Below are 25,768 nucleotides of genomic sequence, written 5' to 3' on the forward strand. Positions count from 1 at the left end.
CAGCCCTTTGGTTATATGGATGTTAGTGTTTATTAACGAAGCTTGTTCTGCTCAGCCTTACAAACTGCAGCGGTAAACACCACATCTGTTGAGCTATTAAGCGCTGTCTCAGCTGAATCTTGAATCACGCCGATAATAAAGCCAACCGCAACAACCTGCATCGCCACATCGTTTGAGATACCAAATAGGCCACAAGCAAGCGGGATAAGCAGTAGCGAACCACCAGCAACACCTGACGCACCACAAGCAGATACTGCAGCAACGATGCTTAGCAGCAGTGCAGTAAAGATGTCGATTTCGATGCCCATAGTATGCACAGCGGCCAATGTCAGCACCGTAATAGTGATTGCGGCACCCGCCATGTTGATGGTTGCGCCGAGCGGAATAGAGACTGAGTAAGTATCTTCATCTAGATCCAGCTTTTCGCAAAGCGTCATATTTACCGGAATGTTGGCTGCACTTGAGCGAGTGAAGAATGCCGTCACACCACTTTCACGCAGGCATTGGAATACAAGTGGGTATGGGTTTTCTTTGGTCTTAACGTAAACAATGATTGGGTTTACAACCAGCGCAATGATGGCCATAGCAAGCAGCAGAACGAACAGCAGTTGTGCGTAGCCCGCAAGCGCAGAAAAACCAGTTGTTGCGAAGGTGTTCGCCACTAGGCCAAAGATACCAAATGGCGCTAGACGAATGATGAAACGCACGATTTGTGACACGCCGTGGCTTAGGTCTTCAAATACCGCTTTGGTTGTGTCTGAAGCATGATGTAAAGCTAAACCAAGACCAATTGCCCACGCCAAAATACCGATATAGTTAGCGTTCATCAGCGCGCTAACTGGGTTGTCGACAAGTTTGAACAGCAGTGTGTGTAGAACTTCAGCAATACCTTGCGGCGGCGTTGCTCCTTCCGCACCGGCAACCAATGTTAGCTCGGTTGGGAATAGGAAACTAAGTAAAACCGCAGTCAGTGCTGCTGAGAATGTACCGATTAGGTAAAGCACCACGATTGGGCGCATATGGGTCGTTTGGTTTTTCTTCTGATTCGCAATAGAAGCTGCAACAAGAATGAAGACTAAAATTGGGGCAACAGCTTTAAGTGCTCCAACAAACAAGCTACCAAGCATTCCAAAGCTTTGAGCCGTTGAGGGAGAAGCGACAGCGAGGATAACACCAAAAACGATACCCGCGAGGATCTGGAGAACCAGATTACCATTCGCATAACGGGCCAGCATGCTAGAACTTTGCATTTTTATATCCCTGTATTGATTCCGAACTTACCCTAGGAGTAATGGTTTATTTAAGATCCCAATCAGGCAGAACGGTTATTATGTAAGAAAGTGTGTTTGCGTTCGGTATCTTATCAAGACAGAGTGATGTGTCTACAAATAATTCAATTGTTGAATGATTTATTTGGTTTTGTAGTAAAAATGGGTGGTATATGTTGCATGTTGTGATTGTTGTGACACGAAAAAAGGCAGCGAAAGCTGCCTTTTTTGATGAAAAGTACGGCCTAAAAACGAATGGTTAGCCTTGAAGCATAACCGTCGCTTCGCCCTTGATAGCTACTTTTCCTTGCTCATTAAGTACTTGAGTCAACAGCTTAGCGATAGGCTTGTCTTCTCTGACTTCTGTTACCTCCACACGAGCCGTTACCGTCTCACCAACACGGATCGGACAAGTAAATTGCAATGTTTGCCCAAGGTAGATGGCACCAGGTCCAGGGATTTTGGACGCCAAGAGACCGGACACAAGGCTTGCGCCTAGCATGCCATGCACAATAGGTACCTCAAAGGGTGTCATCGCTGCAAAATTTTCATCTAAGTGCACAGGGTTATAGTCTTCTGCTAACGAGGCAAACTGCTCTACCGCTGCTTTGTCGAGTGTCTTACTTAGGCTTGCATATTGTCCTACTTCAAGCGACATGGCTGTTCTCCTCTTGTTTCGCTAGTACGTCTTCAATTCGTTGTTTTACATAGTTTCCTGGGGCATCGAGTTCACCTTCTAGTACGCGAGCTTCAATTTTTTGCGAGAAGTTGCGCGCATCTAGCCACTCTTGCCAGTGTCCCCACCAAGAGCCAGTGTGCTTGTCCGCTGTGTTGAGCCAAGTATCTGCATCTGTATCGACATTGTCGTTGGTCCAATAACCATATTTTGTCGAATCTGCATGATTCATAGGACCAGCAATGTGACCACTTTCGGCTAACACAAAGGTATTTTGACCGTTAAGCAGGTCTGTGCCTTTGAAGGTACCTTTCCAGAGCGCGATATGATCTTCGATAGCCGATAGGAAAAAAGTCGGCGACTTGACTTTAGAGAGGTCGATACCGACACCATCGATCTCGATACCGTTTGGTTGGCTAAGTTTGTTCTCGAGATAGAACTGGCGAAGCATCTGATTGTGGCAGCTAGCTGGTACGTTAGTGTTGTCGCTGTTCCAATGCAGCAAGTCAAACGCGACAGGTTTTTCACCTTTTAGATAATTGGTGATGTAGTAGTTCCAGTACAGGCTGTTCTCGCGAAGCAAGCTAAATGAAACCGCCATCTGACGCCCGTCCATATAACCTTGGTGATTGTTTTGAGCTTCAATCGCCGAAATCATTGGATCATTGATAAAGATGCCGAGTTCACCTGGTTGTTGGAAATCGAGAATCGTTGTCAAAAGAGTTGCCGATTTAATGCGTTGTTTGCGGCGTTTACCAGCAAGGTATGCCATCGCAGCCGTTAGTAAGGTGCCACCAATGCAGTACCCTAGACCGTTGACCTCACGCTCTCCAGTTTGCGCCTCTATGGCATCAAGCGCAGGAATAATGCCGTCGGTCACATAGTCACCGAAATCGGTATCTCGATAAGACTCATCTGGGTTAATCCAAGAGATCATAAATACTGAGTGCCCTTGATCGACGAGCCACTTTACGAACGACTTACGCTGATTCAAGTCCATGATGTAGTACTTGTTTACGAATGGCGGTACTAGCATCATCGGTCGCTTGTACACTTCTTCTGTTGTCGCCTGATACTGGATTAGCTCAAACAGGTGGTTCTTAAATACGACTTTGCCTTCTGTGGCAGCAATGTTCTCACCAACGACAAACGCTTCGCTGTCGGTCATGCGGATATTGAGCATGTCGACACTCTTGCTCATGTCCTTTTGTAGTTGGTCGAGACCCTTTACTAGATTCTCACCGTTGGACTCGAGCGTCAGTTTCATGACTTCTGGATTGGTCGTAATAAAGTTGCTCGGAGACATGGCGTTTAGAAATTGGCGAGCAAAGAACTCAAGGCGCTCTTTCGCCTCAGGCTCGATATCTTGTGTGTTGCTGATGGTATCTAACACAGACTTACACACTAATTTATAGCTCTCTTTGATGTAGCTATAGAAAGGATTTTCCGACCAACTTTCATCCCTAAAGCGTGGGTCCGTTTCTTTTTGAGTTTGCTCACTGGTCGATAAGATGCAGTCATTAAATAGGTTGATCTGCTGATTCCACCAAGTCATTTGCTGCTCTAAAATACTGGTTGGGTTACTCGCGACCGATTGAGCAAGCTGACTCCAGTCTTCCACTTGAGATTTGAAGATGGTGGATTGAGTAGGCTTTTGAAACGCGCCAAACCATCCTTGGGTGGCTTGAAAGTAACTATCGATGACATCTTGGAATGGGGGCTTTTTTTCCATCTTCTCATCCTTTATTGCTAAAAAAATAGGGCGACTCATGTTCATCAAACCAAGCGTTAAACTCATGGTCAGTGAAGTGGTACGCCCATATCAAAAGGGGGAGCCAAGGTTACTTGTTTGGCGTGATAGAGCTTGCAGAGATCTCGTCTACTGCAGCTTTAAACTCATTACCAATTTGGCTTAGCTTTTGACCGTCTTCTAGTAGACGCTGGCTTACTTTAGTAATGATCTCTAGTTGCTTGCTGCCGTGGTTCATAAGATCTTGTGGCTGCTTGATTGCGACTAGGCTTTGTAGGTTCTCGTTAGTCAATTCGCTGTATGCAGTTAGAGTTTCGATCTGCATTTTTGAAAGTGTTTCTACATTCTTTGCAACCAATTGGCTGAAGTTAGCAAATGGGTTAAGAACAGATTGAAGTTGAGCATTCACTGCTTCTAGAGCGGCTTGATTTTGCATGGTTACCTTCCTTTTAAACGTCTTTTTGATGAACAACGCGTCTCTATTATCGAGTTACCTGTCCAGTTGTTGATTTAAGTCATGGAATTCAAACAAGCGTTTGAATATGGATATGATGAAGAATGCATGTCACTTTGTCACTAGCCCACAGCGGCATTATTTATAGGTGAATCACTCTAAATATAAGTCTTAGCGTTTAATTGACGTTTGTGTCTTATTGCATAAGTGCCCAATTTTATTGGTGTTAACGAATTGTTGTTATTTAAGCTGTGTTTGAATCGCGATTAAAATGGTCGGTGAACAATTACTTAAAATGATGGCCAGATCACAAAAATCCTCGATATAACCTGGGTGGCAAACTAATACAAATATTCGATTATTAATTAATAGCGCGCACTAGCTATTTAATATTTTAATTGGTGGTGTTTATTCGCTATAGATTGATGGTGTGAATATTATCTCGACCAAACATTATCAAACATAACTCCTTAAAGTTAAGGTTCTGATTTTGTTGCTGTTTTTATATTTTTAACTGGATTTTAAATTACAATTAAAATATTTTTCTATTGGTTTCATAAACTTAGGTGCATATGAGGCTTGTAATGGATGTTAATGCAAAAAAGTTGATGTTAATCACTTGTTGAATTAAATTTTGCTGGATATATTAAAACGAGCGTTTGATACGGGCGTTTTAAATTATGAAAGTTAAAGTTGGAACGAAAGAAAAGATATTTAATATTGCTCAGTCTTTATTTATAGAGCGTGGCTATAACAATACTTCTCTAAGAGATATTACTCAAAAAGCAGAAGTAAACTTAGCCGCTGTGAACTATCACTTTGGAGACAAGAACTCACTGGTACAAGCAATACTGGATCACTATTTGGTTCACCTAATGCCAGAGGTTCATGAGCAACTTGTAAAGCTAAATATTAAAGCGAGCTTCAGCGTTGAAGAGGTACTTACCACCGTTAAGGCACCATTGCTTAGCCTGAACACCTTGCATCCAAATGGCATGCATAGCTTTTTGCTGCTCATCGCCAGTGGATACAGCGATGTGCAAGGACATCTGCGCTGGTTCATCGTCAATCACTACGGCAAAACCCTAGCGCTTTTTAAGCAATCGATGGTGAAAGCCAATCCCAATATTGATGAGGAGTCGCTGTTTTGGCGATTGCATTTTGCCTTGGGAGCGTTTGTTTTCGCCACCGTGTCCTCTCAGGCATTAAACGAGATCGCATCAAGCCAATTCGAACAAGACAGTGATTTATTAAATATTATCGAGCAAGCCATACCCTACATTTCGGCTGGCTTAGAAACCGACAACACGCAAGTTAATTGCGAAACTCAACAAAAGGACTAGTGGATATGAGTGTCATTACAAAGAAGTTGATCAGCCAGCCAGCATTTAATTTATTTAAGAAGGTGCTGCCACCACTATCAGCAACCGAACGTGAGGCAATGGAAGCCGGTGGTGTATGGTGGGATGGTGAGTTGTTTTCCGGCAATCCAGATTTCAACACGCTGCATAACTACCCTCAGCCTACTCTTACCGCTGAAGAGCAGCATTTTATTGATAACCAACTCGAAACGCTGCTTTCTATGCTCGATGATCACAAGATCGTCAAAGAAGATCGTGACTTACCAGCAGAGGTTTGGGAGTACCTGAAGAAAGAGCGTTTCTTCTCGCTGATCATTTCTAAAGAATATGGCGGACGCGCCTTCTCTGCATTGGCCAACTCGACCATAGTATCCAAGATAGCAACACGTAGCATGAGTGCAGCGATTACAGTCATGGTTCCTAACTCTTTAGGTCCAGGAGAGCTGCTTTCCCATTATGGTACCCAAGAGCAAAAAGACTATTGGTTGCCGAGACTTGCAAACGGAACCGACACACCATGTTTTGCCCTAACGGGACCTGAGGCGGGTTCTGACGCGGGCGGTATTCCAGACACGGGTGTGGTTTGTTATGACGAATATCAGGGTGAAAAGGTGCTGGGTATTCGACTCAATTGGAATAAACGCTACATAACGCTTGCTCCAATTGCGACGGTAATGGGACTCGCGTTCAAGATGCTTGATCCCGAGGGTTTATTGGGGGACAAGAAGAATGTCGGTATCACCTGTGCGCTTATCCCAACGGATCATCCTGGTGTCGTTATTGGTGAAAGACATGACCCTCTTCATCTTGCTTTTATGAACGGTACGATTCAGGGTAAGGATGTGTTCATCCCGATGGATTGGTTGATTGGCGGTGCCGATTATGCGGGTAAAGGATGGCGCATGTTGGTGGAATGCTTGTCAGCAGGTCGAGGAATATCACTTCCGGCACTAGGCACAGCCATTGGTCATCTCACTGCAAGGACAACGGGCGCTTACGCCTATGTTCGCAAGCAGTTTGGTATGTCGATTGGTAAGTTTGAAGGGGTAGCGGAAGCACTAGGTCGCATTGGTGGTTTGAACTACTTACTCGAAGCCAGCCGAACATTGACGACTACCTCGCTCGATATGGGGCAAAAACCAGGCATCGTTACTGCTATTGCGAAGTACCATATGACGGAAATATCACGCACCATTCTTAATGACTCGATGGATATCCACGCCGGACGTGCGATTCAATGCGGTCCAATGAACTATCTATCATCGGCTTACTTAGGTGTGCCTGTTGCCATCACTGTAGAAGGCGCGAATATCCTGACCCGTAACCTTATGATCTTTGGTCAGGGTGCCACGCGATGCCATCCATATGTATTTCAAGAGATGGAAGCGGCAGCAAACCCGGATCATGAAGCGGGTCTCGAAGCATTTGATAAGCTGCTGTTCAAACATATCGGTCACGCAACCAAGAACTCTATTGGAGGCTTATTTGCTGCGTTGACGGGATCTGCGTTGACGTCGTCTCCGGTCAGTGGTGCTACAGCTCGCCACTACAAGAACTTGAAGCGTCTAAGCAAAGCGCTTGCCGTGAGTGCTGACTTCGCGATGTTAACCTTGGGGGGCGAACTAAAGCGTAAAGAGCTGATTTCAGCGCGATTGGGTGATGGTCTTGCCTACTTGTACTTGGCGTCAGCGGTATTGAAGAAGTATCAGGACGAAGGTAGCCGAGCAGAAGAGCGCGACTTTGTCGATTACGCGGTTGACTACTGTTTCTATCATGCCGCTAAGTCTTTAAACGAGGCATATCGCAACTTCCCAAGCCAGGTTGCTGGCAAAACGCTTAAATCGCTACTGTTCCCAATTGGTAACCATTTCAAACTGCCTAGTGATGAGGTGACGCTTCGCATAGCTAATAAGCTGATGGTGCCAGGTGAGATGCGCGACCGCTTGACCCATCTTTGCTATGTGGGGGCAGCAGAAGATGACAATGTCGGTCTAATGGATCGTGCCTTCATCGCTATGTATGGCGTTCGAGATTTAGAGAAAAAGCTCCTCGCTGGCGTAAAAGCAGGAAAGGTTGCGCGCAAGGGCGTACTGACTGAGCGTCTGGCTCAAGCGCTGCAAGAAAACGTCTTAAGCCAGGAAGAAGTCGACAAAATCCTAGAAGCAGATGCGCTGCGCTATCGAGCGATTCAGGTTGACCATTTCAGCCATGATATGAAAACCACGTTAACTGGTAGTATCGTGCAGGAGAGAAAGGGTACACCGAAGCAGACTAAAAATACCCCGCAAGAAAAGCTAGCCAGCGTTAGCTAATCCCCTGAAGCCTGTCTGCTTATGTAGACAGGCTTTTTTATATAGCACTTTTTTACGTAACACTTTCTTATATAACAATAAAAACACAGTCAGAATGATCGAGGAACACGATGGAAAACGCACAACACTACCAAGCCCTAGAAAATATGTACTTAGCAGCACCAATCAATGAGTTTTATCTGCCTAAAATTAAGGTTCAAGAAGGTCAGGCAGACATCGAGATTGAACTGCATAAAAAGTACTTCCACACTGGAGGTGCCGTCCACGGTTCCGTCTACTTCAAGATGCTAGACGATGCTGCTTTCTTTGCCGCTGCTAGCCAAGAGAAAGAGTACTTTGTACTCACCACGTCTTTCACAACCTATATCACGCGACCTGTTTCTAAAGGTCGAATGAAAGCGGTAGGTAAAGTGGTGAACATAAATAGCAGTCAATTTATCGTTGAATCTGTGGTGTACGATGGTGAGGGTCGTGAAATTGGACGAGGTAACGGATTGTTTGTTCGAAGTAAAATGTTGCTGGCTGATATACCCGGTTATCAATTCTAGACACTGCCTCCAACACGCGGAGAAACATCAGAGTCATTTGAGAGAAATTTGTGAGAAATTAGTGAGGCTGCTGCAAACCTTACCCTGCATGCTTTAACACATGGAAACGCGCAACGTCTTAAACTGTGCATTGTGCGTTTAATACATGGTGTCCCCAGGGACCGTTAAAGGATGGAATCACAATGAAAAAACGTACTCAACTTGGACTCGCAATCACGTCTGCATCTCTTCTTCTAGGTGCTGGCTCAGCAGCTGCAGCAGACTTAGAAATAACCATTACCAACGCCACCAAAGGCATTTACTTCACCCCTCTCATTGTCGCCGCACACAATTCGGACCTAGTGATGTTCCGTACTGGACAGGCCGCTTCTGCAGAGCTGGAGTCGATGGCTGAAGGTGGTGACATTTCTGGTTTGGCAAGTGTCATTGGTAACGCTGGTGGTGTGGTCGTTGAAAACCCTGCTTCGGGGATTTTGAATCCAGGCGTTTCCACCACTTTTTCTATGGATAGCGGTAGCTTTGGCTACCTTTCGCTCAGTGCGATGTTACTACCAACCAATGATGGCTTTGTGGGGTTGGATAGTTGGAAGATCCCGTCAGAGCCTGGTACCTACAAAGCAACACTGCGCGGTTATGATGCTGGCACCGAAGCAAATGACGAGTTAGCGGGTAGTATGCCAAACCCTCCATTCCTGACGTTTGGCGCGGGTGGTACAGGCGTTGAAACGGCCGTAACCAATAATACAGTTCATGTTCATCCTGGTAATCTAGGTGACAGCGACCCAGCAGGCGGTATCAGCGACCTTGATAACACTAGCCACCGTTGGCTGAACCCTGTAGCCACTATCACTGTTGTAGTGAAATAGGAGGTCCCATGAAGACACGAATTTTACTACTCGCAAGTGCGGTTGCCGTAATAGCAGGGTGCGGTCACAACGATGATGACAGTCCTGCTGCTCAAAACTATCGTTATACCGTCAGTGTTCAAAACCTATCTGCGAATCAGCCATTGAGTCCGCTCGCGGTACTCGCTCATAACAGCAGTTTTAGCATGTTTGAAGTAGGACAACCTGCATCCGTTGAGCTGGAGCATCTTGCTGAGGGTGGCAGCAATGCGGAGTTGCTGGCTCTAAGCAGCAGTGATGACAACATTTATACTGGAACGTCAGGTAATGGGCTCATCATGCCAGGGACGAGTGACTCGATTACTTTGACCTTATCTCCTGATCGCGCCAAGTATCTGTCGGTTGCCTCTATGTTTGTGAATACCAACGATGCGTTTGTGGGTGAAACCGGGCTCTCTATCGGTAGTCTGGCGACAGGCGAAACCTTCGTGATGAATATGAATGTTTGGGACTCGGGTACTGAAGCTAACGATGAGCTCGCAGCAACCATTCCCGGTCCAGCGGGTGGCGGTGAGGGCTTTAACGCGGCTCGAAACGATGATGACAAGGTCTCTTTCCATTCGGGAGTGGTCAGTAAAGACGATGGTTTAGCAACCTCCGCACTATCCGCAAACCATAGGTTCTTAAACCCAGGGGCGAGAATTACCATCACACGAATAGAATAATGAAAGATATTCTTACCTGCTCCGGTCATGTGCTAGGTCTACGGAATTGGAGCAGGTATCGTGATATGGCAAGTCAACTAAACCGCAGTTCGTTTTCAGCAGATGCGTCCCTAGATGCGGGCGCAGTGCTCAAAACCGCTAGTATCCTATTGGTGGAAGACGACGATGATCTCGCAGAGTTGGTGCAGATGCACCTTAAATTTCAAGGGCATCAAGTCACAAGAGTGAGTCAATGCGGCGAAGCTCGTCAATGCTATTCAGCCCAACCTTTTGATCTGGTTATTCTCGACAGGGGTTTACCTGACGGCGATGGGATAGACGTTTGCCACTCGCTGCGCCGCGTTCAAGATTGGACGCCAGTGCTGATGCTCACTGCACGAGACAGTGAAATGGATAAAGTCGATGGTTTAGAGGCTGGGGTTGATGATTACATTACTAAGCCCTTTAGCGTCTTAGAGTTTCAAGCCCGTGTACGAAACATACTGCGCCGACAATCTAGACCTGATACCGAAGAGTCTCAGCCAGAAGATGATGCCATGATATTTGGTCCTCTAGAAATCCGCCCAAATCAACACACAGTGTCCTTGCATGGCAAGGAGATAGCGTTAACCGCCACAGAATTTACCTTACTGCATTTTTTAGCATCGAGACCGGGACGCGTATACAGCAAAGATGAACTGTTGGACCATGTTTGGCATACCAATCACTCTGGTTATCACCATACGGTGTGTAGCACGATTAACCGGCTTCGAACTAAATTGGCGGTGGAAACAGCCGTTACTCAGCCAAGTAAAGAGCGTGATGAACAACATTTTGTGCACACTGTTTGGGGCGTGGGTTATAAGTTTCAGTCACTTTGAATGGACTCAACAAAGAGCTTAAGGATGAAGGGATTATGAGTTTTAAAGCAAGACTGGTGATATTCACAAGCCTCTGGTTTTGTATTATGACGGTCATTATTGCCTACACCTATCATTGGCAGCGACAGACCATAGAACATCGCACCACGCAAAGCTTACATAAAGACCTCGCTGTCCATATGCGGGACGATAACCCGCTGATGATAGGCACGGAATACAACCCCAAAGCGCTTAAATCCATTTTCCACACCTTGATGCTTATTGGACCCGACTTCGAGATCTACTTTCTTGATGCTCAAGGTAATATCACCACACACGCTGCACCTGAAGGTGCTGAGATCATGGGCTCCATTGATGTCGAGCCGATAAAACGATTTCTCGCTGATGAGCCTTTTCCGATATTAGGTCAAGACCCCCGTCATCCTGGTGAAGACACCGTGTTCTCCGTCGCGGCAATTAAGGAGTTTGGTTCAACGATAGGCTATCTATATGTGGTAATAGGTAGTACCAAACATTCAACCATCGCAAAAGCTCAGGTCGACACGCCTTATATCGCGCTTACCGGATTGACCTTACTCTCGATTCTAGGCTTTGCACTAGGCGCCTATTGGCTGGTTAAACGTAGCTTACTTACACCAATCGAAAAGGTGACCTCGAGTTTAGAGCAGCAAGCTGAACATGATTTTCGGCTTAATCCAGGCTTCACCAAACAGGTACCCGAACTTGTGCCTATTGCTCACTCTTACCAAAAGATGGCAAAGCATATACAGCAGCAGTTTTTACAACTTGAGTATCAAGCCAGTAGCCGTCGAGATACGCTGGTGCAACTGAGTCATGATCTCAAAACGCCCCTGTCGAGTGTGCTTGGTTATCTGGAAACTTGGAAGTTACAGCACCCAGGCTCCGATCCATTGATTGAGGTGGCGTATCGAAATTGCGGTAAGCTATCGGATCAACTTCACTCGCTGCTAGAGACAGCAAAATCAGATGCTGGCTTGCCTAGCTATCAATATGAGCCTGTAGAACTGAGCTCTTTGGTTGCTGAATGCGCCGAAACCATGATGAGTCAATTTCAACGTAAGCAGATAGAGCTTAACGTCGATGTGGATAGTGGCATTCAAACGATTGGCGACAGAGGTTTGTTGGAGCGGCTAGTGTTAAACCTTCTAGAAAATGCCCTGCGTCATAGCCCAAGTGGCGCCACTGTGGATTGTCAGGCTCATAAGTCAGAAGATGGAAAGAGCATCCAGTTTGTGTTTATCAATAAGGTTGAGCAAAGTGCGCCAAGTGGCTCGCTAGGCATCGGAACTAAAATTGTTCAATCTATCCTAATGCTACATCATAGCTACTTGGAAACGAGCGCGAGTGAGTCGATTTACCAACAGCGGTTTGCCTTGCGAGTGGTGTAAAAAAGCCCCGATAGGGTTCGGGGCTGGTCTATGGTTTCATTTCACTTGGTGTTGATTAATAACCTTTCTTGCGATGACGGCTTTCCGACTGAACCGAGCGATAGAACTTACCCAGTTCTTTATCTTTGGTTCGTTTCTCTGCTAGAGACGCACTGTTTCGTGCTTGCTCGCGCTGAAGCTTAAAATAGTTATCGACTCGTCTCTCATCAAGCTCACCGCTCTCTAGTGCACTGCGCACAGCACAGCCTGGCTCATTGGTGTGCTGACAGTCCGCAAAACGGCATTGGTTAATCAAGGTTTCAACATCACTAAAGGTCTCGGACAGACCGTCTTCACTTGCTGTGAGCTGAATCTCTCGCATCCCAGGCGTATCAAGCAGCAAACCGCCGTTGGGCATCTTGTGCATGGAACGAGAGGTTGTTGTGTGGCGACCTTTACTGTCATCTTCACGAATACCACCTGTTGCTTGCGTTTGCGCCTGCATCAAGGTGTTTACCAGTGTCGATTTCCCCACACCTGAAGAGCCCATAAATGCCACGGTTTGACCAACTCCACACCAAGACTGAAGGCCATGAAGAGAATCAATCTCTAACGCGTTGACCGTTTCTATTATTAAGAATGGGTCCAGTGATTGTACTTGCTGACGTTTCTCTTCTACGTCTTCGCATAAGTCGGCTTTGGTTAGCACGATCACTGCTTCTGATTTGGCTTCATTGACCAAAGTCAGGTAGCGTTCTATGCGACTGAGATTAAAGTCAAAGTTCAAAGAACAGACAATAAAAACAGTGTCGACGTTGGCCGCAATGTATTGCTCTTCTAGCTTTGAGCCGGGAGCTTTGCGGCTAAACAGAGATTTACGATCGAGCAGTCTTACAAATCGATGTTGTTCATCCAGAAGTATCCAATCACCCACTGTCATTTGAGGGTGACTGATATGATGCTCAAGGTGAAACTCGTCTTGCTCAGTACAGACGATATAGCCACTGCGATGATGAGCAATAACACGACCGAAGATAATACCTTCGTACTCTTCAAGAGTGAGTTGTTGTTGAAAATAGGTTTTCCAGCCAAGTTCGTTGATCGCGATTGGATGGGTAAAAATAGAATGCATTGTTAGTACCTAAATTAGACTTATTTTTATAAGGGTCAGGTACTTACCGATGTAAGTGTGTGCAGGTTGCACAAGACCCCGGTTTTTATCACCGGGTAAAGCAGAAGAGTGTGGTTGAGCGGAACTAAGAGTGTGTTTACGTTTCGCTTAACGCTGGTTTGTTTCCAACTTTACCGGGTGGGTACGCATTACAATCATGAAAATCCTCCAAAAATATTAGTATAAGACGTGGCAATAATAGCACCGCGGCGCTATTTGTACAGCACCGCGGTAAATTACGATTCTTCCAGTTTAGTGATGCATGTGGTCGTGGTTATGCTTCATTCCAGACATCACCTTTTTGACTGGTACATTCAATACCTTTACTTCGCCATTTGCAAAGCTCAGCTCAACGTTAATGGTCTCGCCTTCTTTCATTGGCTGGTTTACGTCTAGCAGCATGATGTGCAAGCTACCCGGCTTCAGAACGGTTTTTCCATTCGCTGGTATTTCAATCGATTTTATTTGACGCATTTTCATCACGTCACCGTCTTTGATGACATCGTGAAGTTCAACGACGGAAGAGGCTTGAGAGGTGGCGCTGACAATAGTACGCACCTCGTTGCTTGTGTTCTCGATGGTACCGAACACGGCGCTGGTCGTCGCATTAGGTGGTGTTGTGCGAGCATACGCGTCATTGACATCAATCGCCGCATTGGCGGCTGAGAGAGGGGCAAGGGCAAGAGCAGTTAGAAGGATTGTATTGAGCTTCATGGTTTATTCCATTGTTATATGAGTTTTATCCTTGGTTATTGACGCGTTTTATCGCTTCAATAATTGGAGCAGGAGTCATGGTGTGCGGCACTTTTTCAATAAGCGTACCGTCAGGGCTTAAAAAATAGAAATATGAGCTATGATCGAGCGTGTAGCCAAGCTGGGAATCTTCGAGTTCCGTTTTTCTAAATATCACGCCATACTTGTGAGCTAAAGGTTTTGTGACCTCAAGCGGTGCAGATAGCCCCTCAATCATGGGATGAAAATAGTGTGCATATTCCGCTGAGGCTTCAGCGGCATCGCGCTCGGGATCGAGAGAGACAAACATTGGTCTTAATGTTGATTTGGTTTCATCATCGATCTGATTCAGTGCGCCAGCCAACATGGCAAGTGACGTTGGGCACACGTCAGGGCAGCGGGTAAACCCAAAATACACGATGCGTGTACGTGGGTCCGCTTGGTCAAAAATCTCGACGGGGTCGCCATTCTCGCCATACAAAATGGATTCAGACACTTTTTCAAGTTGCGCTAACTCTAGTGCCTGTTTCTCTTTTTGCTGTTGGTTGTCGAGATACACCTTACTCCCCACACCAAGACCAAAAGCGACAATCAGTAGTGCTATCCATTTTTTATTCATCGAGCGCTCATCCTCAGTGCTGCTTTGATGTCAGTGCTACCGTCAGAAACAGTGCCATACCATGTCATACGCTCTTCAGCGCAAACGGGTAAAATGATTTCACCTTGATAAACGTCAGGTTTTATCATCTCTAACTGATACTTTGCTATGCCCATGTCCATTTCTTTGCCTTGCAGAGAGATAGACAATGTCTCGGCTTCAGAGTTAGGCCAAAATACATCGACCTTAATGGGCGTCAATGGCGTGACCCGCTGAGCATCGAGTTTAAGTTTTACACCTTGTTGCTCGCACACTTTTGAAGAGAGCATGCAATAGCTGCTCAGGTCGACATCGGCGTTTGGCGCGTGATTTAACAGATTCGGTAAATAGAATCCCGCTCCTAGCGCAGCGGCGACGAGCAAGATTTTGATTTTATTGTTCAACGTAATGTTAACCATAGAAAGAATCGTAACCGCATCCTAACATATTCCGTTGCGGCATCTGTGCGGTAGTCCTAATTTTTGCCGTCTGTTAAACGACTTACACATTGCTGTTAGGCTGCTGCGCCAGCGTTAAGCATTGGCAAGACGTTTAGGTTGTGTATTTGAATGAGAGATCTTTCCTGCAAACCACCAAATCAACCAAGTTAATGGCGCACTCACAATTCCATCCAAAGCATAATGCCAACCCAGAGAAATCGAACCGATAAAAATCACTAGGGCGTACAACCAAAACACAATACCCAACGTGCGGTTGATGGCGTTCATCGTTAATGCCATGAGCACAGCCATGGAGACATGCATACTTGGCATTGCGGAAATGCCACTGCCTAACATATCTTTGCCTTCAGAATACGCCAGCCACAAGTCTTGTTGGGTCTCGAGCGCAAATAGCCCCCAGCTATTGTGTTCAGTTAGCCAGGCATCTTGCTGCTGAAGCAGTTGCAAAAGAAGACCATAGCCATGATTGTCATATCCTAATTTAGACAAGAAGACCGGCCCTGCCGACGATAAGCACATTGCTAGTATCATGCCGAGTAAGGTCCACGATAGTAACCAGCTTAAGAAAAAACGTGTTCTTAGTGGCGATTTTGAGGATAGCAAAAAGTAGCAAACCATCCCCCACATCAAGAAAAACCAGAGGTTGTAGCAGAAATTGAGTGTGACGGTGATGTACGGAGAGTCAAGGAGCGTGTGGACAACCGTCCATGGCTCGTTTCCAGCAAACAGCCACACATCGAGTTGATGGAAGAGCAAGTCATACTGGAACGGATGAATAATGGGAATTAGCCCTTTGAATGAGGAAAAGGCTGACATAAATATGCTAATCGCGGTAAGTAAGACAAAACTGGAGATGATCCTCGCCCGATATTGGTAGAGCAGTTTGATTTTGTTTACGTAGCATTGAATAGGGCTCTTTTCTCGGCGAAGCAGTAGAACAAAGAAGTAGCCGCTACCAGCAAGTGTCAGTGATATTGGTACTAGAACGTTGAGAGCTCGCATGTAAGAGAAAAACGACAGTTTTCCCGTGTAACCATACAGTGAAGAGAAGACAAAGGTGCACAACGTGACAGCTGCGATTAACAAATAGAGCTTAGCATCACTTCGAATGTCGTTAGCAATGTCATTGAGGTCGCGGCTTACTCGGTGGTTGAAATTGAAAAGATAGTGTGATGAAGAGCGCGCCATAAGAAAGTCTCTAAAATGCAGATAAAGTCATACCTCAAGGAGCCGAGCGATATTCATCCAGCATTATGTTCCTTGTCATTTGATATGGTTGCATAATGCCTAGAACGGTGCAAATAAATCAACAAGATAGAGACCAGAGTAGGGTTTGAACTATTGTAGGTTGGAGCTTTTAAAGCTTCTTCCTTGAAGCTTTGAATGTTTTCGAGTGATGTTTTATTTGTCAGCAAGTTGCTTAGCCGCAGAGCGCATTAATGCAGGTCCTTTATTTTCACCATAACCAGAGTGATACGGGTTGGTAGAGAACATCACACCAACGAAGTCACGTTCGGGGTCAATGTATATCATTTGTCCTAAGTTGCCGCTTTTTGCAATTGCGCCATCGTCATAGATGAAGTCAAATTGATAAGACTGCGTCGTCGACATCTCGTTAAAGGCACCGATTGAACTGGCTTGTTTTGTTGAACCTGCGTGGCTCTCAGCGTTGCCATTGCTTCGAATGATATCGAGTACCTCAGAAGTGACGACTTGTTCCGTCGCCACTGCTTTCCAACTTGGGGTAAACAGCGTGCCGAATCGAGCCTTGTCTTCTAATGTGGATAGCACTAACCCTAGCGCGATTGCTTTACCATCCGGTGCTAGGTTAAACATCATTGGCTGACGAGCGGTTGTCTTACTCCAGACTCGATCTTCAAATACATGAGTAAACGTTTCGCCCTCTATGTTCTCGATCATTTGTGTCAAAATCATCGTGTTGATTGACGCATATCTGAATCGTTCTCCTGGTTTCTCACCAGGCAGCGCGTCGGTGTCTTTGGCAACACTAAGCCAAGTTTCTACTTCGCCCGTCGAGTGACGAGCAGAGCCTGTTATCGAGGCAAAGAAACGGACCACAGGTGAGTCGGGGTCAAGTATTGATTCAAGCTTTTCTTCGTTATCAAGGCCTGTCGTGTGATTCAATAAATCAAGAACGCTAACCTTATCCCAAACGGTTCCGGATAGCTCTGGAACATAGTTGGTGATTGGTTTGCTAGTGTCGATTTTTCCTTCATAAACAAGCTGAGCAACAATCAGTCCGACAGTCGTTTTGGCAGACGATGCCCATACATGACGGTCGGTAGGCCTCATACCCGGATACGCCTCATAGACCACTTCTCCTTTGTGAATCAGCATAAATCCTTGAGTGCGAAAATCTGGTTCGGCTAAATAGTCTCTCATTGTCATTTCGCCCTTGGTATTGGTCTCAACCAAGAGGTTATCCAGTTCCTTATGAATGTTTCGTTTCAACGCCTTGTATTCTTGATTCGGTGACGCTACAGCCGTTGGCATAAACTCATTCATGTAGGCGTTGTAGTAGAGTGCATGGTCGCCTCCCATCTGCCAATGAAAGTTGTTGAATTTGGCGCGAGCGGCATCGACAAATTCAGGGCTGAATGTCCCTTTGGCGGCTTCAACTGGCAATACGACTTGAGCCCCCTCCACCTTTAATGCGGCTTCCACGGGATTATCAGTGGTGTTTTCTGAGGCGAACGCCACCGCTGAAAGCATAGAAGTGGCTAAAGCGATAAGCTTGAGTTTCATGTGAGATCTCCTAATTGGATTTAGGAGAATTATTCTTTAAGAAGTGGTAACAGGTTAGGTCATTTGGTGACATTTACCTCCTTTAGGTGTAGAACTATTAGTAAACGTTTTGCGTTAAGGAGCGGCTAGTAATCGTAATGAAAGCGATACATAAAACACACCAAGTCTTAGTCACTTCTGCAAGCAATTTGCTGCCCTTTATCGATTATTGTGACCAGCAGGGCTTAGAATGGCGCAGCAGTGCGAAAGAGTGTGGCTTGCCTATAGAGATGTTAATTCCAGATCAATGGTTGCCGACGAATGATGTGATGAGGTTTCTACACAAGCTCGATGTTCGCTATGGAGATAAAATAGGGTTCGACGTTGTGGGAAAAGCGACTCTCTCAATATTGTCACCAGGCCTTAAGCTACGTCTCCAGAACATCACCTCTTTAGAGCGGGCGATACAAGTGTTGCTTGATGAGATATCAACGCTTTCTAATCATGTGACGATCTGGGTTGAATATCGAGACTATAGCTGGTGGCTGTGTCATCGTAGCTGTTATCGTCCGCAGAATCTTGGTTTCGAACTTGCTGAGTGGTTTCGAACGCAGGCTTTAATCCATTTTTGCCAGCAGTTGCTAGGAGAAGACTGGAATCCCAATGAGTCTAAATTGGTATCAAGCAACTCGAGAAACAGAAACCTCCCACCTCGATTTGGGCAAATCACCTTAGATTGTGAGTACGGGGCAATTCAAGTTCCCCTCGACACGCACTATCGCCCATTGCAGGTCGACGTTGCCAAGCCAGATTGGTTTGAATCGGTATCGACTCTGATAGCAAGTTACTCCTGTTTGCCCTGGTTTAATATAGATTGGTTTGCAGAGGCGCTTGGAATGACGCGACGGACACTACAGCGTAATCTAAAAGCACGTGGTTTGGTGTTCAAGCAGATGAAAGAGCAAGCGCGTTTAAATAAGGCGAAAGAGCTGCTGGCCAGCACTGACTTATCAGTGGCAGAAATCAGCTGGCAGGTGGGATATACCGACTTGAGTAATTTCAATCGAGCCTTTAAAAAACAGGTGGGAATGACGGCACCAAACTATCGTAACTCTTTATTATCAAAATAATTATTTGTTACATGTCGACATCTTGTTGAATGAAAACTGTCACAAATTCGACATCTTGTCTTCCTAGTATTGCCTGACTTTTCAATTCACCTCAGGACAAAATATGAAACTCTCAGTAATCGCATTGTCTTTGCTGGCTGCTACATCGGCACACGCGGCACTCGATCTCTATGAACCATCGAACAATGAAACGGACAACTTGGTTTGGGTTGGTCACATGAGCCCAGATACAGACACGGTTTCTGCCGCTATGATGGCTGCTCATATCTATGGAGGCAAAGCAACGGTTGCAGAAGACATCAATCCAGAAAGTACCTTTGTTCTGAACTACTGTAATGCCGAAAAGCCAGAGATTGTTGCTGATTACTCCAGCTATCAAGTAGGTCTGGTCGATTTCAATCAACGCACGCAGCTAGCACCAAGCATCAACACCGAGTCGATTGTTGCCGTCATCGACCACCATGCTATTGGTGGAGCGCCGATTAATTCTTCGCAGCTTGTTTCAATGGATATTCGTGCTTGGGGCTCAACGGCAACTATCCTTGCTGCGAATGCTGAGCAACTAGGTGTTTCACTTTCTAAGCCGGTTGCCTGCGCGGGTCTTGGTGCTATTTTGTCAGATACCGTTGTATTTCAGTCGGCAACGACCACAGATTACGACCATCACTTTGCTCAAAAGTTAGCGAAGATCGCTGGCGTTGAAGATATTGAAGACTTTGGTCAGCAGATGCTAGTGGCCAAGTCGGATCTCAGCCATCTTCCAGCCGCTTCAATCTTGACAATGGATTACAAGAACTTCGAATACGGTGGTAAAAAAGTAGGTATCGGCGTTGCTGAAACCTTAACAGCGCAACAGCTTATTGATCGTAAAGATGAGCTACTGGAAGCGATGGCTGAGTACAAGAAGGCACAGAACCTCGATCACTTGTTCTTCTCCATCACAGATACAAAGAACAAACGTGCCAATATCATCTGGGGAGATGATGTTGAGAAGCAGATCCTGAGTCAAGCATTTGATACAACAGTGACGGGTGACATGTTAACTCTTGATGGTGTTACATCTCGTAAACGTCAGATTGGACCGGCAATCCAAAACTCTATTGAGCAGATGTAGCTTCGGAAAAACGGTAAGGGATACGCGAGTATCCCTTGTTAGCAAAACGATATCTGCATTATCGGATTACTCTCGATTTCGCTCTTGATACTCTCTCGGAGACATACTAGTGCACTTTTTGAAGGTATTAGAAAAGGTTGCCACGCTCTCGTAGCCAACTGCCAAACACACGTCGGTGATGGTGCGGCCTTGTTTTAGATACAGTTTTGCCTTAGAGATACGCATGTCTCTTAGGTAGTTGCGAGGTGTCACACCGTAGAGTTGTTTGAAGACTCTGATGTAGTGGAAGCGCGACATAAATGCGGCTTTGGCGAGATCATCCAGATCGATACTCTCGGCATGGTGGGCCTCCATGAAGGCTTTTGATTGTCTGATGAGCGTGGTCTTTCTGGCAGGCATTGAATGCTCTTTGTAGATACGCTCGATCTCTAGTTCATAATACGTTTTCTTTTTACCAGGCATCTTATTGTCGCCAAAGTTTTGGTAGACGAGGCTTTCTCCTCGCCTGTTTTGAGAGATGAGCTAAAGCATCTGCATGATCTGAATGTAGTTACCACAGGTGTCATCAAGCACCGCGATGATAACGTTACCTACTTCGCGTGGGGCAACAGAGAACTCGACCCCAAGAGCGAGTAGCCGCTCATATTCCTCGTTGATGTCCTCAACGGAAAATGAAGTCCAAGGGATCCCGGCCTCTTTTAGTGATGTTTGGTACTGTTTCGCCGGTTCGAATGCCATCGGCTCGAGTAGCAGTTCAACCCCAGATTGCTCTTGGGGTGATACCACGGTTAACCATTTATGCTCGCCGAGAGGAACCTCAGTCTTCTTGATAAAGCCTAGTACATCGGTGTAAAAGGCAAGTGCTTTGTCTTGGTCTTGTACAGGAACGCTGGTGATGCAGATTTTCATTTGATAGTTACCCTTGTTATCTGGAATAAGCAAAGCATAGTCAGACTAGCACGAGAAAACTTGTTCCAGATTGCTCGATTTTGTCGTTGAGGTTATTTGTCACATAGCTGTTTCGCAAAGTGAATCTTACTGTTATCAACGCTTCCATTGTCTTCGTAACCGGAAATCTTATAACCGGATGAAAGTAGCAGCTGCAGCATAGCAGGGAAGCGGTTCATAGACTTAACGCTGATCGCTCGGTAGCCCTGCGCAAGTGCCCATGCCTCTTGCTGCTCTCTTAACTCGGTTGCGATACCCAGTTTACGGTAATCGATAGAAACACCGCCGAGCCAACTGTAGAACACGCTCTTTGACAGTTCATAGCCAATTTTGTAAGCGATGGGCTTGTTGTTGTGGGCAGCGATTAACACGAGGTGCTTTTTGTCTTTCAAACGCTCGGTGAGTTTTTCTTTTGGTGTTTTTTGCACAAACTCAGGAATGGAGCCGTCGACAATTAGGGCGTCGTCTATGGTGCCGATATAAAAATCAAATTTCATTTTCATTGTTGTTCTCTGTCGCGATAGAGCGATCTTATGGTCTCTTTTAGCCAACGGATTTTGGCATTGTGGGCATTGCGTTTATGCCAAATCATCGTAAATGGAATAAGTAGCTTCTCTTGGTGTTCTTCATTTACAGGAATAGGCAATGACGTTAGCTCTGGGTGAAGACGCGAAACGTAGTGCTCACAGTATTTAGGCGCTGTTGTTACCATATCGTGATTCGGCTGGGCAGCCATGTACAGAGACTGCTCGAAGCTTGCCATAGTGAGAGAGACATTACGCTCTCTACCTAACTCAGTGAGCACTTCATCCAGTGCCCATTTCTCACTTTTTTCCCATACCGTATTGATGTGCGGGTAGGAGAGAAAACTCTCTAGATCCCATTCTTGCTGAAAAGCTGGATGGTCACGACGTAGATAGACTTGAGGCAGTTCAGAAAACAGCGCTTCAAAGTCGATGAAGTAGGGGAGTAGGTCTACCGACTCCTTCGAACGTGGATGACTTTCTCGCCCTGTAAATCCAATATCGGCGTCACCACGAATGATGGCTTCTAGTGAGTCATAGTCCCAGTTGCTAGTTTTTACTTTTGCATCAGGGTAGCGCTCTTGTATAAGAGGCAGCAACTCATTCAGCATGGTAAGCAGGAGCGGGGACTCTACCATTAAGTTAAAGCTCAGCCCTTTGGTGGAGCCCTCACTGCGCTTTTCTAGAATTTGTCCACCCATCTGAAACCAATCGCTAAGCTCGTGTTCCATGCTTTGCACCACAGGTGTTGGAACCAGCCCATTCGGGGTTTTAATGAATAGTGGGTCATCGAACCAATCTCGCAGCTTGCCTAATGATTTGCTCACCGTGGATGGGGTGACATTAAGCTTTTTCGCGGCTTTAGACACGCTGCGTTCCTGTAGTAACAGTTGCAGCGTGGTGAGCAAGTTAAGATCAAGTCGAGTAGTGGCTTTCTTCATACTGAGGCGATGATGTTGGTTTTGGTATCCATGATATTAGAGCTAAGCAAACTATGCTAGTTAGCGCCAATATAGCGATCAGAGCATACAGTGCACTGACGCCTATTATGCCCATTAACCAAATATAAAACGCAGAGGTACAGACCTGACTCACACCGAGTATGGAACTTGCTACACCTGCACGCTGTGAGTAGGGGCTCAGTGCTTGGCTCATGGTCACGCCAAATCCTATCGAGAATGCGGCGCAGATCAGTCCGAAGCTAATGAAATAGCCAACCGTATTCACATCGTAACGACTAACTAGAACAAGCGTTGCTGCCGCAATAGCAAATAGACTCTGTGAGGTGATAATAAGTGTGCGCTCACGAAAAAACGTCAAAGCGAGTGGCGCTGAAAATGATGTGATCATACTAACCAGCGCAGTCATTGCCATTACCGAAGAATATCCCCCACGATCTAATTTAAGTGTTCCCATCATCAACATTGGCGATACGTTGACGTAGGTGAGGATGACGGTACAGCTTAATGACGCGATGATGACGCGACTAACGAAAAATCGACTCAAAAAGCGTTCATGGTGAGATTGAGGGCCGCTCCCACTTATGGACTTGGATATTTCTCCCGTTGCCTTAGTTTCCTTAAGTAGCAACAGTGAAAGTAAACACACCAAAACCCCCATGCCTGCCATTGTGGTAAACAAGCTCTGCCAAGGAAACTTCAGCATAATTAGGTGACCTACTACGGGCGCTATGACAGGAACGATACAGGTGATGCCATTAATCATCGACAGAACCTTGGCTCGACGTTTGTCATCCAATGTGTCGCGTAGTATGGCGAATGCGACAACATAGCAAGAGCCAGCACCGATACCTTGAGCAAACCTTGCGGCGAGGAAAGTGCTCACTTGCTCGGCAGCGCCTCCCATCAGCGAGGCTCCGACAAATATGGTGGCCCCTGCTATCGCCATTGGCTTTCTTCCCAATGAGTCAGACAGTTTTCCTGCTAGTAGCATTGTCGTTGCCATCCCCGCTAAATAGATGGAAAAGGCGATATGAAGTTGAGACTCCGTTGCACTGAGGTCTGCGGAGATTTGTGGTAGCCCAACTAGATAAAGATCGATGGCGGTTGGATAGAGCAGAACCAGCGCGAAGCTGCAAATAAGAAACTTTAACATGAAAACCTCACTGTAAACGGTAACCAGATTTTAGTGAGTGGTACTCGGTTACACGAGTGAGCAATGCGACAACGGTAATGTCCGTTTTCGACATACTGTCTTTGTCGTGAGTGACTTGAAGTCTCTTTGACTATGCTCTTTATAAAGCAAACTGTATTTTATCGGTTGCCCTCTCTAAAATGAGAGTAGTTTTCATTTACACTTAAGGAGTAACGAAAGAAAATTAAGAATGATGGCAGATCGATGAAGATGCCACGAAAAAGGAAGGGTAACTATGACAGAACAATTCACTCAATGGCTCGCTCGGGATCCTGATGCTGCAACTCGCGAGGAGCTTAAGCAGCTTATTGATGCTAACAGTACGCAGGAGTTAGCGGATCGTTTTGGCTCACGCTTGGAATTTGGTACCGCCGGTTTGCGTGGAAAAGTCGGTGCTGGACCAAACCGAATGAACCGTTTGGTGATCCAAGAGACGGCGACAGGACTTGGCGACTACCTTGTAGAACAGGTCAAAGAAGCTAAATCGCGCGGCGTCGTTATTGGCTATGACGGCCGCCCAGACTCAAAGCAGTTCGCTCATGACGCCGCATCAGTATTGACCGCGCAAGGTATCAAGGTTTACTTAACTCATAAAGTAGCAGCAACCCCAATTGTTGCGTTTGGGGTTAGAGAATTAAATGCTGCTGCCGCTGTGGTAGTTACCGCGAGTCACAATCCACCTGAGTACAATGGTTTTAAGGTCTATTGGGAAAATGGCGCTCAGATCATACCGCCTCATGATTCAGGGATCGCAGCTAAGATTGATCAAACAACTACTAAGCCACTCAACTTGAAGCCTCTCAAAGACGCTGAGCAGCAGGGGCTGCTTTTCTGGTTAAATGATGAGTATTACGAGAATTATCGTAAGGTCATGAATAACAGTCACTTGCTCAAACCTGATAGCAATACTGACATCTCGATTGCTTACACTGCAATGCACGGGGTGGGAGCTGAAATGGCGGAAACTTTGTTAGCCGATGCTGGATTTAACAAAGTTGCTAGTGTTGCTGAGCAGCGAGAGCCCGATGGTACGTTTCCGACTGTAAACTTCCCTAACCCAGAGGAAGCCGGTGCGATGGATAGAGTGATGGCGTTAGGTCAAGCGGTTGACGCTGATATAGCCTGCGCGAACGACCCCGATGCCGATCGTTTCGCCGTCGCGGTAAAGCGCCCTGATGGTGAATATCAAATGCTAACAGGCGATCAGGTCGGGGCTTTGTTCGGTGATTATCTTCTTGAAGGGCAGCCTAATTCTTTGGTGGGGAATACCATAGTGTCTTCACGCCTACTAAGCAGCATTGCCAAGGCGCATGGCGCACATTACTACCAAACATTGACTGGGTTTAAATGGCTAACCAACGTCGCGATGAAGCAAGAGACAGATTCTCATCCATTCTTGTTTGCTTACGAGGAGGCGTTGGGTTACACCGTTGGCAATAAAGTCTGGGATAAAGACGGGCTGTCTGCACTGGTGGCTTTCTCACAATTAACGGGCAAGCTTAAGGCACAAGGCAAAACCATTTGGGACAAGCTAGAGGATTTGTATCGTCAACATGGTTTCTACTGTAATGCTCAGCGTAGCATCGCACTCGACCCCAATGCGCGGCCAATTGGCGATAAGCTTCGTGGCAACCCTCCAATTCAAATTGCAGGTCAGCGTGTAGAAATCATCGAGGACCTTAAGCTATCTCAACGTCAGTTTGCCGATGGTTCTTCAGAGCGGATTGACCTTCCAGCCAGTGATGTATTGATTTACCTATTGGAGGATAAGTCTCGGGTCATTGTTCGCCCTTCAGGCACTGAGCCCAAGCTCAAATGCTACTACGAGGTGATCAATGACTTCCCAGAAGATATGGATTACGAGCAGGCTAGTCAAGCTGCGGATGTAAAAATGAGTGCTTTGATAGAGGCTCATCAGAAGAGCTTGTAAGAGTGAGGCTTTTCGATTGGGGTTACCTTACGAGG

The 25,768-nt window shown here is 46.1% G+C and carries 25 protein-coding genes; 10 read left to right on the forward strand and 15 right to left on the reverse strand.

Going from position 1 to position 25,768, the window contains the following annotated elements; all coding sequences use genetic code 11:
• Positions 1-32: 32 nt before the first annotated feature.
• The 4 genes from sstT to LY387_RS20600 form a co-directional block, all read right to left on the reverse strand.
• Positions 33-1,250, reverse strand: a complete 1,218-nt coding sequence (sstT, locus tag LY387_RS20585; protein ID WP_234497716.1) for a serine/threonine transporter SstT — start codon at positions 1,248-1,250, stop codon at positions 33-35.
• Positions 1,251-1,527: 277 nt separating this feature from the next.
• Entirely contained in the window at positions 1,528-1,926 is a 399-nt protein-coding gene (locus tag LY387_RS20590) for a MaoC family dehydratase (RefSeq protein ID WP_234497718.1), read from the reverse strand.
• Complete coding sequence (gene phaC, locus LY387_RS20595; protein ID WP_234497719.1) at positions 1,916-3,676, reverse strand: class I poly(R)-hydroxyalkanoic acid synthase; 1,761 nt, start codon at positions 3,674-3,676, stop codon at positions 1,916-1,918. Before phaC ends, LY387_RS20590 begins: the two co-directional genes overlap by 11 nt.
• A 109-nt stretch (positions 3,677-3,785) precedes the next feature.
• Entirely contained in the window at positions 3,786-4,130 is a 345-nt protein-coding gene (locus tag LY387_RS20600; RefSeq protein ID WP_042469627.1) for a phasin family protein, read from the reverse strand.
• 698 nt (positions 4,131-4,828) lie between these two features.
• Between LY387_RS20600 and LY387_RS20605 the strand changes: the two genes are divergently transcribed.
• The 7 genes from LY387_RS20605 (at position 4,829) to LY387_RS20635 (ending at position 12,208) form a co-directional block, all read left to right on the forward strand.
• Positions 4,829-5,491: a TetR/AcrR family transcriptional regulator gene (locus tag LY387_RS20605; RefSeq protein ID WP_234497721.1), complete on the forward strand. Its 663-nt coding sequence runs from the start codon at positions 4,829-4,831 to the stop codon at positions 5,489-5,491.
• A 5-nt stretch (positions 5,492-5,496) separates the two neighbouring features.
• Complete coding sequence (locus LY387_RS20610) at positions 5,497-7,821, forward strand: acyl-CoA dehydrogenase (protein WP_234497722.1); 2,325 nt, start codon at positions 5,497-5,499, stop codon at positions 7,819-7,821.
• Between the two features lie 110 nt (positions 7,822-7,931).
• The gene (locus LY387_RS20615; protein ID WP_234497724.1) at positions 7,932-8,369 is read left to right on the forward strand and encodes a PaaI family thioesterase; all 438 of its coding nucleotides are present in this window, start codon (positions 7,932-7,934) and stop codon (positions 8,367-8,369) included.
• Between the two features lie 182 nt (positions 8,370-8,551).
• On the forward strand, positions 8,552-9,235 hold the full coding sequence (locus tag LY387_RS20620) for a spondin domain-containing protein (RefSeq protein WP_234497725.1): 684 nt from the start codon (positions 8,552-8,554) through the stop codon (positions 9,233-9,235).
• An 8-nt stretch (positions 9,236-9,243) separates the two neighbouring features.
• Positions 9,244-9,939 (forward strand): spondin domain-containing protein, encoded by a 696-nt coding sequence (locus LY387_RS20625; protein WP_234497726.1) that lies wholly within the window; start codon positions 9,244-9,246, stop codon positions 9,937-9,939.
• A gap of 65 nt (positions 9,940-10,004) precedes the next feature.
• On the forward strand, positions 10,005-10,799 hold the full coding sequence (locus LY387_RS20630) for a response regulator transcription factor (RefSeq protein WP_234497727.1): 795 nt from the start codon (positions 10,005-10,007) through the stop codon (positions 10,797-10,799).
• A gap of 35 nt (positions 10,800-10,834) precedes the next feature.
• Positions 10,835-12,208 (forward strand): sensor histidine kinase, encoded by a 1,374-nt coding sequence (locus LY387_RS20635; RefSeq protein WP_234497728.1) that lies wholly within the window; start codon positions 10,835-10,837, stop codon positions 12,206-12,208.
• A 55-nt stretch (positions 12,209-12,263) separates the two neighbouring features.
• Here the strand turns inward: LY387_RS20635 and rsgA are convergent, their stop codons facing one another.
• From rsgA to LY387_RS20665, 6 genes are all read right to left on the reverse strand, one after another.
• Entirely contained in the window at positions 12,264-13,319 is a 1,056-nt protein-coding gene (gene rsgA, locus LY387_RS20640) for a ribosome small subunit-dependent GTPase A (protein WP_234497729.1), read from the reverse strand.
• A 291-nt stretch (positions 13,320-13,610) separates the two neighbouring features.
• Complete coding sequence (locus LY387_RS20645) at positions 13,611-14,072, reverse strand: copper chaperone PCu(A)C (RefSeq protein ID WP_234497730.1); 462 nt, start codon at positions 14,070-14,072, stop codon at positions 13,611-13,613.
• A gap of 25 nt (positions 14,073-14,097) precedes the next feature.
• Positions 14,098-14,709 (reverse strand): SCO family protein, encoded by a 612-nt coding sequence (locus LY387_RS20650; protein WP_234497732.1) that lies wholly within the window; start codon positions 14,707-14,709, stop codon positions 14,098-14,100.
• Positions 14,706-15,146 (reverse strand): hypothetical protein, encoded by a 441-nt coding sequence (locus LY387_RS20655; RefSeq protein ID WP_234497734.1) that lies wholly within the window; start codon positions 15,144-15,146, stop codon positions 14,706-14,708. Before LY387_RS20655 ends, LY387_RS20650 begins: the two co-directional genes overlap by 4 nt.
• A 114-nt stretch (positions 15,147-15,260) precedes the next feature.
• The gene (locus LY387_RS20660; RefSeq protein WP_234497735.1) at positions 15,261-16,376 is read right to left on the reverse strand and encodes a phosphatase PAP2 family protein; all 1,116 of its coding nucleotides are present in this window, start codon (positions 16,374-16,376) and stop codon (positions 15,261-15,263) included.
• A gap of 213 nt (positions 16,377-16,589) precedes the next feature.
• The gene (locus tag LY387_RS20665) at positions 16,590-17,954 is read right to left on the reverse strand and encodes a serine hydrolase domain-containing protein (RefSeq protein ID WP_234497736.1); all 1,365 of its coding nucleotides are present in this window, start codon (positions 17,952-17,954) and stop codon (positions 16,590-16,592) included.
• Positions 17,955-18,091: 137 nt separating this feature from the next.
• On the opposite strand from LY387_RS20665, the gene LY387_RS20670 reads away from it, so the two are divergent.
• Positions 18,092-19,063, forward strand: coding sequence for a helix-turn-helix domain-containing protein (locus LY387_RS20670; RefSeq protein ID WP_234497737.1), 972 nt, complete (start codon positions 18,092-18,094; stop codon positions 19,061-19,063).
• Positions 19,064-19,166: 103 nt separating this feature from the next.
• Positions 19,167-20,177: a manganese-dependent inorganic pyrophosphatase gene (locus LY387_RS20675; protein ID WP_234497738.1), complete on the forward strand. Its 1,011-nt coding sequence runs from the start codon at positions 19,167-19,169 to the stop codon at positions 20,175-20,177.
• Positions 20,178-20,243: 66 nt separating this feature from the next.
• On the opposite strand, the gene LY387_RS20680 is transcribed toward LY387_RS20675, so the two are convergent.
• The 5 genes from LY387_RS20680 to LY387_RS20700 form a co-directional block, all read right to left on the reverse strand.
• Entirely contained in the window at positions 20,244-20,639 is a 396-nt protein-coding gene (locus LY387_RS20680) for a helix-turn-helix domain-containing protein (protein WP_234497739.1), read from the reverse strand.
• 60 nt (positions 20,640-20,699) lie between these two features.
• The gene (locus LY387_RS20685; RefSeq protein ID WP_234497740.1) at positions 20,700-21,086 is read right to left on the reverse strand and encodes a VOC family protein; all 387 of its coding nucleotides are present in this window, start codon (positions 21,084-21,086) and stop codon (positions 20,700-20,702) included.
• Between the two features lie 92 nt (positions 21,087-21,178).
• Positions 21,179-21,628: a GNAT family N-acetyltransferase gene (locus LY387_RS20690; protein WP_234497741.1), complete on the reverse strand. Its 450-nt coding sequence runs from the start codon at positions 21,626-21,628 to the stop codon at positions 21,179-21,181.
• The gene (gene yidZ / locus LY387_RS20695) at positions 21,625-22,590 is read right to left on the reverse strand and encodes an HTH-type transcriptional regulator YidZ (RefSeq protein ID WP_234497743.1); all 966 of its coding nucleotides are present in this window, start codon (positions 22,588-22,590) and stop codon (positions 21,625-21,627) included. Before yidZ ends, LY387_RS20690 begins: the two co-directional genes overlap by 4 nt.
• Positions 22,565-23,764, reverse strand: a complete 1,200-nt coding sequence (locus tag LY387_RS20700) for an MFS transporter (protein WP_234497745.1) — start codon at positions 23,762-23,764, stop codon at positions 22,565-22,567. The genes yidZ and LY387_RS20700 overlap by 26 nt, the downstream gene beginning before the upstream one ends.
• A gap of 274 nt (positions 23,765-24,038) precedes the next feature.
• Between LY387_RS20700 and LY387_RS20705 the strand changes: the two genes are divergently transcribed.
• Positions 24,039-25,733: a phospho-sugar mutase gene (locus LY387_RS20705; protein WP_234497747.1), complete on the forward strand. Its 1,695-nt coding sequence runs from the start codon at positions 24,039-24,041 to the stop codon at positions 25,731-25,733.
• Positions 25,734-25,768: the final 35 nt, after the last annotated feature.

The organism is Vibrio maritimus (genome assembly GCF_021441885.1).
Lineage (GTDB): Bacteria > Pseudomonadota > Gammaproteobacteria > Enterobacterales > Vibrionaceae > Vibrio > Vibrio maritimus_B.